General features: G+C 58.1%; 12 protein-coding genes. 6 read left to right on the top strand and 6 right to left on the bottom strand.

Going from position 1 to position 14737, the window contains the following annotated elements:
* Positions 1-112: 112 nt before the first annotated feature.
* Positions 113-925: an undecaprenyl-diphosphate phosphatase gene (locus C3Z11_RS02815; RefSeq protein ID WP_106476081.1), complete on the top strand. Its 813-nt coding sequence runs from the start codon at positions 113-115 to the stop codon at positions 923-925.
* Between the two features lie 84 nt (positions 926-1009).
* Here C3Z11_RS02815 and C3Z11_RS02810 read toward each other — a convergent pair whose 3' ends face one another.
* Positions 1010-1987, bottom strand: a complete 978-nt coding sequence (locus C3Z11_RS02810; RefSeq protein WP_106476080.1) for an MDR family oxidoreductase — start codon at positions 1985-1987, stop codon at positions 1010-1012.
* A gap of 192 nt (positions 1988-2179) precedes the next feature.
* On the opposite strand from C3Z11_RS02810, the gene C3Z11_RS02805 reads away from it, so the two are divergent.
* Both C3Z11_RS02805 and C3Z11_RS02800 read left to right on the top strand, forming a co-directional pair.
* Entirely contained in the window at positions 2180-2554 is a 375-nt protein-coding gene (locus C3Z11_RS02805; protein ID WP_106476078.1) for a diacylglycerol kinase, read from the top strand.
* Positions 2555-2703: 149 nt separating this feature from the next.
* Entirely contained in the window at positions 2704-3315 is a 612-nt protein-coding gene (locus C3Z11_RS02800) for an NAD(P)-dependent oxidoreductase (RefSeq protein ID WP_106476076.1), read from the top strand.
* A gap of 37 nt (positions 3316-3352) precedes the next feature.
* Here the strand turns inward: C3Z11_RS02800 and C3Z11_RS02795 are convergent, their stop codons facing one another.
* Entirely contained in the window at positions 3353-3760 is a 408-nt protein-coding gene (locus C3Z11_RS02795; protein WP_106476074.1) for an NUDIX hydrolase, read from the bottom strand.
* Positions 3761-3947: 187 nt separating this feature from the next.
* Here C3Z11_RS02795 and C3Z11_RS02790 point away from each other — a divergent pair, with 187 nt between their 5' ends.
* Together C3Z11_RS02790 and C3Z11_RS02785 are read left to right on the top strand one after the other, a co-directional pair.
* On the top strand, positions 3948-4163 hold the full coding sequence (locus tag C3Z11_RS02790; RefSeq protein WP_106476072.1) for a YegP family protein: 216 nt from the start codon (positions 3948-3950) through the stop codon (positions 4161-4163).
* 200 nt (positions 4164-4363) lie between these two features.
* A complete protein-coding gene (locus tag C3Z11_RS02785; protein ID WP_106476070.1) occupies positions 4364-5266 on the top strand; it encodes a PhzF family phenazine biosynthesis protein in 903 nt (300 codons plus the stop codon).
* A 12-nt stretch (positions 5267-5278) separates the two neighbouring features.
* Here C3Z11_RS02785 and C3Z11_RS02780 read toward each other — a convergent pair whose 3' ends face one another.
* Positions 5279-6355: an AbrB family transcriptional regulator gene (locus C3Z11_RS02780; RefSeq protein WP_262927196.1), complete on the bottom strand. Its 1077-nt coding sequence runs from the start codon at positions 6353-6355 to the stop codon at positions 5279-5281.
* Between the two features lie 157 nt (positions 6356-6512).
* A complete protein-coding gene (locus C3Z11_RS02775) occupies positions 6513-7328 on the bottom strand; it encodes an amidohydrolase family protein (RefSeq protein WP_106476066.1) in 816 nt (271 codons plus the stop codon).
* Positions 7329-7596: 268 nt separating this feature from the next.
* Here C3Z11_RS02775 and C3Z11_RS02770 point away from each other — a divergent pair, with 268 nt between their 5' ends.
* Positions 7597-10239 (top strand): ExeM/NucH family extracellular endonuclease, encoded by a 2643-nt coding sequence (locus tag C3Z11_RS02770; protein ID WP_158700904.1) that lies wholly within the window; start codon positions 7597-7599, stop codon positions 10237-10239.
* A gap of 359 nt (positions 10240-10598) precedes the next feature.
* Here the strand turns inward: C3Z11_RS02770 and C3Z11_RS02765 are convergent, their stop codons facing one another.
* Both C3Z11_RS02765 and C3Z11_RS02755 read right to left on the bottom strand, forming a co-directional pair.
* The gene (locus tag C3Z11_RS02765; RefSeq protein ID WP_106476063.1) at positions 10599-12902 is read right to left on the bottom strand and encodes a bifunctional metallophosphatase/5'-nucleotidase; all 2304 of its coding nucleotides are present in this window, start codon (positions 12900-12902) and stop codon (positions 10599-10601) included.
* A 245-nt stretch (positions 12903-13147) separates the two neighbouring features.
* Positions 13148-14737, bottom strand: coding sequence for a TolC family protein (locus C3Z11_RS02755; RefSeq protein WP_158700903.1), 1590 nt, complete (start codon positions 14735-14737; stop codon positions 13148-13150).

The raw sequence follows: 14737 nt of genomic DNA, 5'->3' as shown, positions 1-14737 counted from the left end.
CCGCACTCATCGGGACGAGTACGGCACGTTTTACTTATGGAGAGTCTTGATTCATGCATTATTTTGTTGATTGCAATCGTTTCATGGGCCACGACGAGGAGCGCGTAGCACCATGACGATTGATATTGTTCATCTGTTGCAGGCGTTATTGCTGGGCATTGTCGAGGGCATTACTGAATTCTTGCCGGTATCGAGTACCGGGCACCTGATTCTGGTGGGGAGCTGGATAGGGTTCGAGTCAGATGCCAGCAAGGTATTCGAGGTGGTGATCCAGCTAGGGTCAATTCTCGCCGTGATATGGGTCTATCATCAGCGGGTGACAACGACAGTGCGTGGGGTCTTCACGCGCGATCCCGTATCGCTGCAGTTTGCCCGTAATGTGCTGATCGGCTTCATTCCCTCGGCGATCATTGGCGCGCTGTTTATCCACCAGATCAAGGCGGTGCTGTTCGATCCGCGCATCGTGGCCTATATGCTGATTATTGGTGGCGTAGTGATTATCCTGGTCGAACGTTTCGCTAAACCACGTGTCACGTCGGGCACCGATGATATTACCTGGCGCCAGGCGCTCGGGGTGGGTATTGCACAGTGTTTCGCGGTGATTCCGGGAACATCACGCTCGGGGGCGACGATCGTCGGCGGGATGTTGTCAGGGCTTTCTCGCAAGACGGCTACCGAGTTCTCGTTTTTCATTGCCATTCCGACCATGCTCGGCGCAACGACACTCGATCTATGGGAAAACCATAGTCTGATTACCGCTAATGATGCGCTGACCATCGCCGTCGGTTTCGTTGCTGCCTTCTTCAGTGCTCTGGTGGTGGTGCGTGCGCTGGTACGTTTTGTTGAGTCTCACACCCTTTCCGTCTTCGGCTGGTATCGCATCGCGATGGGCGCGCTTTTGCTGTTGATCCCCATGTTCCAGTGAGGTGGCGCGCCGTTTTATCAGGCATTCCATTGATTGAGATGACCTCAGGCCGGCATTTAGCCGGCCTGAAGCTTTCAGATGTTTTCAACGATGCGGGTCTATCAGCACCTTGCCGTGGGTTTTTCCATCGACCATGGCCCGAGCTTTGTCGGGCAGAGCGTCGAGGCCGATAGTTTCGGTTTCAATCGCCTCGAACATCGCCTCGGGTAGCGTCGCCAGACGTTCCCACGCCTCCAGGCGCGGTGCGTAAGGGACGGTGACGCTGTTGACGCCAAGCAGAGAAACGCCGCGCAAAATGAACGGGGCCACCGATGTGGGCAGATCCATGCCACCTGCGAGTCCGACGGCAGCGACGCAGCCATTGTCCTGGGTACGCGACAGCAGTGCGGCGAGGGTACTGCTGCCGACATTGTCCACGCCACCGGCCCATTGCGCCTTGTCGAGTGCACGCACCTTCGCGATGAACTCGTGACGATCAATTAGTGTATGAGCACCAAGTGTCTTGAGCCATTGGGCCTTGTCAGGCTTGCCGGTCACGGCGTGTACTTCAAAGCCCTGCTGCGCCAGTAGTTGAATTGCCCAGCAGCCGACACCGCCGGTGGCACCGGTGACGACAATGGGGCCTGCTGAGGGCGTCAAGCCCGCTTTTTCAAGCCGAATCAGTGCCAGCATTGCGGTAAAGCCGGCGGTGCCGAGCAGCATGGCCTGGCGCGGTGACAGCGGGTCGGGACACGGCACCAGCCAGTCGGGATCGAAACGCTGGCGTTCGGCAAAGCCGCCCCAGTAACGTTCGCCTACGCCCCAGCCGGTAACAATAACCCGCTGTCCAGAGGCGTAGCGTGCATCATTTGAGTGGGCGACCGTGCCAACGGCATCGATTCCGCCTACCATGGGGAAGTTGCGTACAATTTTCCCCGCGCCGGTAATCGCCAGCGCGTCTTTATAGTTCAATGTCGAGAAGTCGATATCCAGCGTCACGCCGAGCTGGGGCAGATCATTGTCATCGAGCGTCTCGATACGGGCAGGTGGAGTGTCGTCACGCAGCATCAATACACGAGGCATGGCAGGATTCCTTGGTATGAACGGACGGTAAACGCTATCTTGCCAAGCGTGATTGTACTGTCGAAGAGCGTCAATCCCAAAGCAGATATGGCGTAGCTCTAATGCAATCGCCTTTGGTAAGATCGAGGCTTGCTTGTCTTAAACGTCGTGATTCGCTTTTGATCTGGCTATTCATCAACGAGGCCTTTTTCGATGAAACCCGGCCATACAGGCTTTGTCCGTCTTATTCATTCAACCCGCTACTCCTGGCAGGGTTTTCTGGCCGGCTGGCGCCATGAAGCGGCTTTCCGACTTGAGATTGTCCTCGCTGTCGTGCTGTTTCCGATTTCATTCTGGCTGGGGCGCAGCTTCGTCGAGTGGCTTTTGCTGGTTGGCAGCGCACTGATTGTGCTGGCCGTGGAGCTCGTCAACTCCGCGATCGAGTCGATTGTCGATCGTATTGGCAGCGAGCATCATGAGCTTTCCGGGCGCGCCAAGGATATGGGGTCGGCTGCGGTGTTGATGTCTGCTTTTTTTGCCGGGCTGGTGTGGGGAGGCCTGCTCCTGCAGCGACTCGGCGTGATCTAGCGAGAGTAAAGGTAGGGCGGATGTTGTGCCCTGAAGATAAAAAATAGTTAAAAGCTCAAGGATTTATGAGTCTTACTCATTAAAAGGTAGGAGTCATTCGCAAAAAAGCGCTACGTTAACAAGAGCATGCCCGTTTAAGGAAAATGATTATGAACGTTGCTCTTGTGGGTGCTTCCGGTAATGCCGGTTCGCGTATTCTCGACGAACTCCTTGACCGCGGCCACCGCGTGACGGCTATTGTGCGTAGTGCCGATAAGCTCAAGAGTCGGGATAACGTTACGATCAAAGAAGGTAGTCCCAACGATCGCAAGGCGCTGGCGCAATTGTTGCGCGGCCATGATGCCGTCATTACCGCCGTTAAGTTCGTGGAAACCAATCCTAATGCCTTAATTGGGGCGATAAAGGATGCGGATGTGCCGCGCTATCTTGCCGTTTGTGGCACGGGTAGCCTTGAAGTGAAGCCGGGCAAGCAGCTGATGGATACAGAAGGGTTTCCTGAAGCCTATCGTGCTGAAGCGGCTCATGACGTCGTCTTTCTCGATCTACTGCGCAAGGAAAAAACGCTGGAATGGACCTGCCTTTCCCCCTCTGCTGAATTCTATGCTGGCGAGCGTACCGGCCAGTTCCGATTGGATAGCAACCATCTTCTGATCGACAGCAACGGCGACAGCTTGATTTCTTTTGAGGATTACGCCGTTGCTCTGGTAGATGAACTGGAGCATCCCGCCCATTTGCGCGAGCGCTTTACGGTGGGTTATTAAGCGGTCTCAGTAATGGTTTGCCGGTATGGCAGGATGTTCATATCCATCTTTGCAATGCCGGCAACACGTCTTTTTCCAGCAGCGGTGCCACCTGTACGTCTTTTTTGAAGGGCAGTGAGAGCCAGCGGACTTCTTCGATTTCTCCGCCCGGCTGGGGCAGCGTTGGCATGTCCATGGTGACGACAAAGACATCGGCATCCACTTCCGTATCGGGCTCATTGGCCGCAGGCGCGCGAAAACGGCCGAGCAGAACCAGATCATTCTTTTTGAGTTCGCAGCCCAGCTCCTCATGCCATTCACGTGCCAGCGTCTCTACTGGTGTCTCGCCATGTTCATGCTTGCCTCCCGGTAGCATGAAGCAAGGCGTATTACGTTTTCTGACGACCAGTAGCTGCTGTTGTGCATTGAGCAGACAGCCGGCAACGACATGAAGGATATCGGCCATGATGGGCTCCAGGAGGGAATGAAAGGCGCGTGATACGTCATGACAGAATAGCCGGTCACGGGCGGCATTGCGCGATGTGCGTCGTGGTGAGATAGGAAAAACACCTACGGTGTATCGTAGTCGCGGGGAAGCCGTTGCAGGGCTATGCTTGGGTGTGAATAACGCGAATGCCAGGGAGGAGCTAGCGATGACGATGCGAAGCGAGTGGGAGTTTTATCAGGGCGACGACGGCCAGTGGTATTGGAAGGCGCCCGAGGAGAGTGAACATACCACCTCGCGAGGCTTTGCCAGCCGCGAGGCATGCGTTGAGGATGCCAAGGCGCACGGCTTTGATCATGCTCAGATCGGCGATGATCAGAGCTCCGGCAGCCCGGGCGGAACAGGCAGTATTGGTAATCTGTAATACTCCCGGCCCGGGGATGATATTTCCAGCGTTACGTAAAGAGCCCTTGATGGGCTCTTTTTTTATACGGGGGTGCATGCAAAGGAGAGCATGCAAAAGAGATGCGTAAAAAGGGTACGAAAGTCACTATGGCGTCTGTAACGTCGGCATCATGCGGCTTATGCTTGTTCTAAAGCCCTCTCTAATCTGGAACATCTGTCATGACTTCATCTGATCCGTCGTCTACAGCCTCCTCGACGCTGCCTTACGTGCTGCTCGATGTGTTTACCGATCGCGCCTTCTCGGGCAATCCGTTGGCCGTATTTTTGGAGGCTGGCCATCTTGAGACTGATCAGATGCAGCGCATCGCGCGTGAGCTGAACCTGTCCGAAACGGTATTTGTTGGCCCACCAAGTGAACCTAATCGCTTTCCGGTGCGCATCTTCACGCCGGGATGCGAGCTGCCGTTTGCCGGACATCCTACGGTAGGTACAGCAAGGTTGTTGGTTGAGCGCGGCATGGCAAGCGATGCTGCCAAACTGGTGCTGGAAGAGGGCGTGGGCGACGTGGTTGTTGCCTGTCACGATAACTGGGCGCGCTTGACCACGGCTTGCCCGCTCGAGCTGACGGGCAGTGTGCTTAGCTGCGATGAGGCCGCCGGTTTACTAAGTCTGCCGTCTTACGGCATCACGCCAACACCTGTGCTGGCCTCCTGCGGTGTGCCCTATCAACTGATTGAATTGACGTCGTTGGACATGCTGGCGCGTGTCGCCGTGGATATGGCGCTCTGGAAGGCACTGTTCGCTGGACGCGATGATGGGTATCTGTACTGCTATGTGCAGTTGGGCGGCGGCAACGTGCGTGCGCGAATGTTCGCCCCGGAATTCGGCATTGCCGAAGACCCGGCGACAGGCAGTGCCGCGGCGCCGCTGGCGGGCTATCTCTCCCGGGCGAAGAAGACCGCCGAGCGGGCAACGTACACGATTGAGCAAGGGATCGAGATGGGCCGGCCTAGCCTGATCCAGGCTGAAGTCGAGTACGATGACAGCGGCACGCAACTGATCCACATCGCCGGACAGGCGGTTATTGTCGGCGGTGGGTACCTTCTACGCGATAAATGGTGACAGGAGATACGCCTATGTGGTGCGCGCGAAGCGGGCAATAAAGCGTGCCATTGCCGGCCCCACCAGTACCACGGTAAACAGGCGCAGCGCCTGCAGCGCCACCACCAGTCCGACGTCGGCATGGGTATCGATGGCGATGATCGTCATCGAATCCAGCCCGCCCGGACTGGTTGCCAGATAAGCGCTGAGAAAATGGGTATCCATCAGCGATTCAAGCAGCCAGGCGGAGAGCGCGCACATCGCGATCAGCATCATTGATGCAAGCAGCATCCATTTCAATGCACGTAGTACGTAATGCACTGTCTCCCGGTCGAAACGCAGCCCCACATAGCAGCCGATCACACCGTAGGCGATCTCCAGCATGACATGCGGCAGGACGATCTCGACCAGCCCGCTGACGTGCAGAAGAGTGCCGATGATCATCGGCCCAAGCAGGGCACCCGCCGGCATGCGCCGATCAATCAGCCACACCCCGGAAGCGATGATGGCCAGCGTCGCTAGAAATGATCCTAATGTCGTGAGATCGAATGTTAATGCTTCACTTTGCTGCTCGGTACCGGACGCGCCGCTACCCAGCCAGTGACTGACCAGCGCCCCGACCAGCACGACGCAGACGACACGGACATACTGCATCGCCGCGACGATTCTCGGGTCAGCATCGGCTTCCTCTGCCATGGCGACCATCGCTGCCGCCGCGCCTGGCGTGGTGCCCCAGGCGGCCGTCGTGCCGGGTAGCCCGCCATAGCGCACTAAAATGATGCCGACGATCAAGCTCAGCAACAGGGTGATAGCAGTGGCGAGCAGCATGACAGGCCAGCCATCGAGAATCTTGAGCATGACTGCCACGGTCATCGTTTGCGCAATCAAACAGCCGACCACACCCTGGCCGAGCTTGAACAGCCGCTTAGGCAGGCGCAGCCCACCAACACGTACCCCGAACACGATCGCCACTGCCATCGGCCCGATGAATGCCCCTGCTGGCATATGTAACCACTTCAGTAACTGGCTCATGACAGCGCAACTCACAATCAGCGCTAGCCAGCGAGGCAGGTTGTCAAAAAATACAGGCGAAGGTCGGGCAACAGGCACGGCAGGTGCTCTCCAGCGAAGCGATAAAATAACGGTCTGAAACGCATCGCCGGGTGACGATGGCATCAGACAATGAAATTGGCATTGACCCCGTTTGGCTCAGGGCTGGGCGTCACGGCAGTCCAGACGTAAGCGCCAAGGCTCAGGCCCAGAGGGCTTAGGCGACCGGTGGCAGCCGGTGGGGACGATAGAGTGCAACGGCATTATCATGCAGCGCCAGCCGCGCGTTACGCTCACCCAGCGTGTTATGGATCAGCGTAATGTCCTGAGTGTTGAACGGGCGCGGGGCACGCGTCGAAGGCAGATCGGAGCCAAACATCAGTGCGCTGGGCGCAATGTCGGCAATAGTTGCCAGCGCCTGCGGTACGTCGAGAGATACACGCCCGAAGCCGCTGGCCTTGACCTTGGCGCCATGCTCGACCAGCGTGCACAGCGTGGGTAGCCCTTCGCGTGACAGGCCCAGATGATCGATCACGAGTTGAGGCAGGCGTTTGAGCACAGGGAGATGAGCACTCAACTCACGCGCATCGGCGTAAAGTTCAACATGCCAGCCGGCCAGTGCATGCACGCGTAACGCCATCTCTTCAAGCACCTCGAGTCCTGCCGAGCCTCCACGCCGCAGATTGAAACGTACGGCGCGTACGCCGCGTTGGTTCAATGCACGAATCTCCTCATCGCTGACCTCCGGAGGCAGTTGCGTTACGCCCACGTAGCCTGCACCGAGCCGGTCGAGGGCATCGCATAGATAGCGCTGATCAAAACCTTGAAACGAGCCGGAGACGACCGCGCCGCCAGCGATGCCCAGCGGCGCGACCCGGCGATGATAGTCGTGGGCCGTAAATGTCGGCGGCGAGTAATCCTGGCCAGAGGCGAGGGGAAAGCGAGGATCGATGATATGGAAATGCGCGTCGAAAAGCGTGTCGCTGGTCGATGAGGCGGCTGCGGGAATCGATTGCGTGGCGGTATTTGACATGACGAGCATCTCATTGAGAAGACTTCACTATACGGTAAAGCACTCAGTCGTTTGGCGCTAGGCTGGCGTATAGACGAAGGGATAGCGGCATCATTACGTGTGAATCATGACCTGCACCAATAAAAGTGCCTTCTTCCATTAATTTCTACTAATTTTAATTTTCCTGACACGTTTTCCGGTGACGCTTGAACCGCATGTTGTGGTCATTGCACCGACATGACATGACGTCATGCACGGCGATTGTCACGGTTCACCATGGAGAAGGAAAATGAGAACAACGACAGTAAGCAAGGAATTCAAGCAAGGCGACCTTGAGGCACTGACAGACAAAAATGGCTTCATCAGCGCTATCGATGAAGCGCTGCACTTCAAGCTCAATACGCTTTACCAGGCAGTCGTGCAGGTGCTGCACGGCAATGAACCCGCCGGCGTATCTGAGCTGTTTGAACGTATCAGCGCGCGACTTGATGAACTGTTTGATGGCAGTCCTCAGTCTCCTGCGGAGCCTGAGATGCCGGAAGAACCCGAAGTACCGGAGGCGCCCGAGATAGAGGGGGGGCTGATCTTCTCCGAGTATGTGGAAGGCGCGAGCTACGACAAGGCTCTTGAGCTGACCAATACCGGTAGCGAGGCATTATCTCTCGCGGGCTATCAGGTGGCGCTTTACAGTAACGCCAATACCTCAGCCAACACTACGCTCGACCTGAGCGAGTACGGCACGCTGGGCGCTGGCGAAACGCTGGTGATTGCGCACAGCCAGGCCAGTGACGCGCTACTGGCACGGGCCGATCTCGTCTCCGGCGTGACCAACTTCAACGGTGACGATGCGCTGGTGCTGACCGGGCCGAACGGTGAAACGGTCGATACGCTGGGTGAGGTAGGTAGTGCCGAAAGCTTCGGTGAAAACGTCACGCTGCGCCGTGATGAAGGTGTTACACAGGGCAGCGACAGTTTTGAGCCCAGCCAGTGGCAGAGCTTTTCACAAGGGACGATCGATGGGCTCGGCTATTCTGGCGCGCAGACCGGCGATGCCAATGGCGACATTGATGACGGCAGTGGCGAAGAAGGCGATGAGGGAGGCAATGAGGTACCGGCCGAGCTCACAGCCATACACACCATCCAAGGCAGCGGCGACAGCAGCCCGCTGGCGGGCGAGACGGTCAAGGTCAACGCCATCGTCACGATGGTTGCGCCAGGTATGGATGGCTTCTTTCTCCAGCAGGCCGACGATGGAATCGACGACAATTCGCTGACCTCTGAAGGCATCTTCGTCTATACCGGGAGTGACAGTGAGGCGCAGCTTGCCGCATTGAGTGCGGGCGATCGGGTCGAACTGAGCGGCGAGGTCAGCGAGTACAACGGCAAAACGCAGCTCAGCACTGCGGGGGCGCAGATCGACATTGTAGAAAGTGGCGTGGCGCTGCCCAGTAGCCAGCGCATTTCGCTGCCTTACGCGGATAATCAGCTCGAACCTTTCGAGGGCATGCGCGTTGTCGTCGATGCCGCGGACGGCAACGGCCTGAGCGTGACTGAACTCTATCAACTCGGCCAGTACGGTCAGGTGACGCTCTCCTCGGGTGGGCGCATTGAGCAGTACACGGAAAACAACGCGCCCAGCGAAGAGGGCTACGCGGCCCAGCAGGAAGAAATGGCCGAGCGCACGATTATTCTTGATGATGCCAGCACCGAATCGAATCCGTATCCGGTCATCTTCGGACGCGATGGCGAGCCACTGTCGGCGGAGAATCCGCTGCGCGGCGGCGACAGCGTTGACGCAGTCGAGGGCATTCTCGATTACAGCTATGACGATTATCGCATTCAGACCACTGAGGGCGTCGATTTCGAAGCGACCAATCCTCGCGAGGCCGCACCTGACCAGGAGGAGCTGAGCGCAAACGGCACGCCGTCGCTGGAGGTAGCCTCCTTCAACGTCCTCAACTATTTCACCACCCTTGACCAGGACGGTAACACCTTCCTCACCCCCGGCGGTGTCGAGCAGGCGCCGCGCGGCGCCGAGTCGGAGGCTGAATTCATTCGCCAGCAGGACAAAATCGTCAGTGCGATCAACGGCACCGGTGCTGAAGTCGTCGGGCTGATGGAGCTGCAGAACAACGGCTATGACAGTGATAGCGCGATCGCCAGCCTGGTCGATGCGCTCAACGCCGAAGCCGACGACGGCGTGACTTGGGCCTATGCCGTACCGCGCGTCGATCCTCAAGATGAACAGAGCGCCATTGCCGTGCCCGGTAGTGATGCCATCACCGTCGGCATTATCTACAACAGCGAGGCAGTCGACCTGGTGGTGGCCGCAGCGACCACCGCCGAAGGCGCGTTCTCCTACGCCAACCGCGCCCCGATGATGCAAACTTTCCTTGATAAAGACACGGGAGGCACCTTCTCGGTAGTGGTCAACCACTTCAAGTCCAAAGGCAGTGTGATCGAAGGCGAGGAGGCTACAGGAGATGGCCAGGGCAATAATACGCCCACCCGTGTCGAGGCGGCCGAGCAGCTTAGCGACTGGATCGCTTCAGACCCGACCGGCAGCGGCGATAGCGACGTGCTGATCCTTGGCGATCTCAATAGCTATGCGATGGAAGATCCCGTCACCACGCTGCAAGATGAAGGCTTTACGCTGCTCGATGACGACTATTCCTATGCATATGATGGTCAGTGGGGCTCGCTCGACCACGCGCTGGCCAGTGAAACGCTTGCCGATCAGGTGACCGGCACCACCACTTGGCACATCAATGCCGACGAAGCGACAGCGCTCGACTATAACGTGTGGAGCGACGATACCGAGGCACAGGACACGCTCTATGCGCCGACGCCGTACCGCAGCTCTGATCACGATCCGGTGATCGTCGGTTTGAACCCGACCAGCGAAATGACAAGCGAACTCGCCACCTTCTAGCAGGTAACATAAAAACGCCCGCCGGTTCCCCGGCGGGCGCTGTCCTTCCCTGGATCATTATTCTCCGGCCCGTCCTTGGGTCGTTATTTTGAGCGGCATCCTGTCGCTTTTATGTTTTCGCTTCCTTGCGTTCGCTATCCTTCATTATTCTCTGCATATTCAGTCTGAACGGTCAGGAGGCACTCCCTGTTGCGTCCTGCCGTAGTGCTACATTAGCGCTGTGGTGATGACGGTTTGACGACAGGTTTGTAACCATTTTCTTCTTTGAGTAGTTAAATGAAATGGCAGGCAATCCGCAAAAAAAAGCGCCTGCCGGTCGAGCCGGCAGGCGCTGGGTCAGTGCTCAATGCACGCCTGGCTCAGGCGAATGTATCGAGCGTTGTCGTCGGGGTGATGCCCAAAAGCTCCGTATCCAGATTCAGAAACGAGAAGGCGTTATCGAAGACCTGGTCGAAGGCCTGATCGAGCGTGGCCGTGGGATCGCTATCTGGCGCCCAGGCGGTGAACAGCTGCTCGAACTGCTGTTCAAACGTCTGGACCAGCGAAGCGGTGTCGATGCTCTCACCGTTGATGTCGATATCGATGCTTAAATCGACATCGAACGTCCAGCCGCTGTCGTCGGGCTGTTCGTTCTGATCATCAACGCTTGCCAGTACCGTATCGTCGCGATAGGCCAGGTTCTGGATACGCTCGTCTTCTTCAACCGGCGTGTCCGCCTCGCTGTAGGGATCGTCGCTATAAAAAGCGCCAAGATATTCGGCGAAGGCGTCCTGTTCGGTGCCGGTATCCGCGAAGATGAACGCGCCATCCTCGATGCCGGCATCAACGAGATCGACACGATCAACGCGTTCGGCATTGTCCGCGACCACATCGGCGAGCGGATAGCCGTCACCGCCGTCGGCCATGAAGCCCAAGGTGACGACGCGCACTTCGTCAGAGGCGTTGCCGACCAGTTCGCCGTCGCGTACCAGCACGTCAGTAACTTCGCCGGCCTCATCGACAATCGCCGCGCTCTGGATGCGGTTGCCAGCCTCCTGATCCCAGTCGAAGCTGTAGCTGATGCCAGCGACTTGAGCGAACTGACCGGGCGTCTGATCTTCTTCCGAGGCGGCCACGGCGTGTTCGAGTACCTCGACCAGCTCGGCGCGCGTCAAGGTCAATAGGGACAGGTCGTTATTGAAGCGCAGCGCGGAGCCGGCATCGAGCTGTGATACTTCGCCATCTGCGGGCGGCTCCAGGCTGGTCTCGCTGCCGACGGCATTGACCTCGCCGATAGCCTCGCGAATCCCGCCGCCATTTTTGAACGACACCTGCACGCTGTCATCGACCTGCTGGGCATACCACAGGTTGGCGTCGGCGCTCAGGTCGCCGAGGTTGGTCTCCTCGGTGCGCACCTCTTCCCGCCGGCCTTCAAGGTAGACATCGGTCAGCCCCAGCACATTGCTGTCCTGCGCCTCGACCACGGTCTGGACCGCGTCGACCAGCTCCTGGGCGATGGCGCCTTTGGTGCCTTCGGCGAAGGCGCTGTCGAGATCGCCCCACAGCGCCTCGACCTGTTCATCGTTCGCGGCGTAGACGCCGGACGTGGTCGGATCGATCGAGGCGGGGTCGAGACGGCCTTCGTCGTCGAACTCGACGGTCAGCTGGCCTACGTAATTCCACCCGCTAGGGGTATTGATGATCGCCACGTCATCGCCGGCGGCGTCCTCGGTCAGGATCGGGTAGCTGGCGTAGGGGGCACTCTCACCGGATTGGAGCAGGTCGCGATCGAGATCCTCTTGATCGGCCAGAAGATTATGGGAACCACCGGCGATGATGATGTCGGCACCGTCAAGCAGCGTCGCCAGTTCTTCTTCCAGCTGAATTTGCTGAAGATGCGAGGAAATGATGATCTTGTTGATGCCATCACTTTCCATCGCATCGATCTGCGGCTGGATGATTGCGGCCAACGCTGCCATGTCGTCCTCGCCGTTGCCTTCGACCGTGACGTCGCCGGGGCTGGAGATGCTTTCGAGCACCTGTGTCGTCACGCCGATCACGCCGATGCGCTCGCCGCCTTCCTCAATCACTGTGGAAGGTGCGATCTTGCTGACGTCAATGTCGCCATCATCGGCATAGTCGCTGACCAGCGCTTCAGGGTCGGCCTGAAACGCATCGGGGGAGAGCGTCGTCTGTTCGGTCGCCAGCGGGCCGAGCGCACTGTCGGTCGAGAAGTCGAGGTTGCTGGACAGATAGGGGAATTGAGTACCGGTCCAGGCGATGTCGGCCAGATCAGTGCCAGAGACATCCGGGGCGAGCAGGCTTTCGAGGAAGCTGGTGCCCTGGTCGAACTCATGATTGCCAAACGTCACTGCCTCGGTGTCGAGCAGGTTGGCCAGGGTGATATCGACGCGTCCCGTGCCGGCTTCCAGGCCGGAGAGGCTGCCTTCCTCTAAACCGTAAAGTTGCTCGTTGGCGCGCTGCAATGCCGGTTGCATCTCATCGGTGCCCGCAGCTGACTGATAAGGACCAGAGAGCAGCAGGTCACCTGATGAGAGAAAGATCGAGTTGGCTTCCTGATCCTCCAGATAGTCGGTGACGGCAACAAAGTCGGGGGCATTGAGCAGGTCGGTGCCGCCGCCTTCCATGTCGGAGGCGTGCAGAAGCTGGAGACGATAGGCCATGAACGATTCCTGGGTAGTGTTGTTGGCGTTATTGCTGCAGCGTGGGGCACTTGCCCTATATGAAAGGCTGCTTAACTACTCTAGGCCAAGGATAATGACGGCGGCGTGGCGATGGTGTGACGCAACCGTCTCGTTACGTTTAAAAATGCAGCGCTATGTAACGTTGAGTTTATGCCTTGCGCTGCTGCGCCATCCGGTCGGGATGACGCGCCTCGGAAGGCGTTACTCGGCTTGGGTCATGGCTATCAATGTGTAGTAATCGCTTGGATCAGCGTCATGGTGAGGTCGAGATCAGCGGTTGAAAGTGCGCCAATGGCCACTTGCATGGCGAGGCGATCAATAATCAAACGGCGGAAGGCATCGACATACTGGATGCGCTGATCGAACAGGTCGGCGCGTGCATCAAGCACATCAACCAGGTCGCGCAAGCCGAGTGCGGCACCTTTATCCGCTGCTTCAAGATAAAGCTCACTGGAACGAATCGACTGTTTCAAGGCCTGTAACTGCGCTAGATCACCCGTGATGTTGCGATGGCGCCGACGTAGCTCCTGCCACGCCATCTTGCGTTGATGGCTGACTGCGAACGTCTGCGCATCTTCTAGAAGTTCGGCCTGGCGTACGTTGGCACTGGTATAGCCACCCTGATAGAGATTCATGCTGGCCTGTACGGCCGCTACGACATCCTCGCTTTCTCGAAAGACATCATTGCTGTGACGGTTACCGTAGGTCAGGCTCATGTTGACCTCAGGATAATATTCACCTTGGCGTACGCCGTGCTCAGCGCGGGCAACTTCCAGTTGTTGCTGAGCGAGAATGACCTGCCGGTTATCGTTGATATGGGACTCAAGCGTGCTGAACGCTACCGGCTCGGGCAGTTCGGCCTTGGCCAGTTCATGCAGTGTGAAACCGTTGAAGTCGAGGCGCATGCCCGTCAGGCGCTCCAGTACCGAAAGGGCGTCCGCACGCTGGTTATCGGCGACGGCGCGATCAGCCGCAGCCTGATCGAGTCGCGACTGTGCCGCCAACATGTCGATACGGTCGCCGATGCCAAGTTCATAGGCACGCGAGGCCTGCTTGATCTGTAGTTCAAGCGATTCACGCTTGGCATCGAGCAAGCGCGTCTGCTGAGTGGCAAAAAAGGCGTTCATGTAGGCTTCAGCCGTCTGGAGGGCAAGTTCATGCTCGGCGACGTCGACCTGCAATTGAGCGGCGTCACGCTGGGCGTTTGCCTTGCCGACGTTGCGCCAGCGTTCGACGCTGAATAGCGGCTGGCTGAGACGCGCCTGCCAATAGCTGTCCTGGGTCCGCCCTCGGTAACGGGCGTCATATTCGTCATAGGGCGTTATAGTTTCGCCGGTCAACGGGTCCAGGCTGGTCTGGCTCGGGTCGTAGGCCGCATTGTCCGAGTAGTAGTTATCCGTTTCCGTATAGGAATAGGCGTAGCTGACATCCAGGCTTGGCTTTAACCCCGCCCATGCCTTGGCGACGTCCTGACCTTGCGCCTGGGCCTCGAGCCGCTGTCGTTTCAAGTCATCGGCATTATCCAGCGCGGCGGCGAACAAGACTGGCAGCGATGGAACACTTGCGTCTGTGTGGATGGCGCCGGGCAGACTGTCTGTATTGTTTCCCAGGCCAAGCGGCGACGTTACCGCCGGTAGTACAGGTACTGTCAGGCCTGCATTGGCGCTGTCGCTGTGGGTGACGACGTTTTGGGCAAAGGTATCGGCGTGGGACGTGGGCACGATCCCAAGGGCACAGAGCAGACCGACGACGACTTTGGTGCGCAGAGGAAACGGATGGCCACTGCGTTTGAGAGCATAAAAAATTGGCTTCAC

The organism is Phytohalomonas tamaricis, from assembly GCF_003012345.1.
Lineage (GTDB): Bacteria > Pseudomonadota > Gammaproteobacteria > Pseudomonadales > Halomonadaceae > Phytohalomonas > Phytohalomonas tamaricis.
Note: the sequence above shows the minus strand (reverse complement) of the source record. Positions and strands in the feature narration are given on the sequence as shown.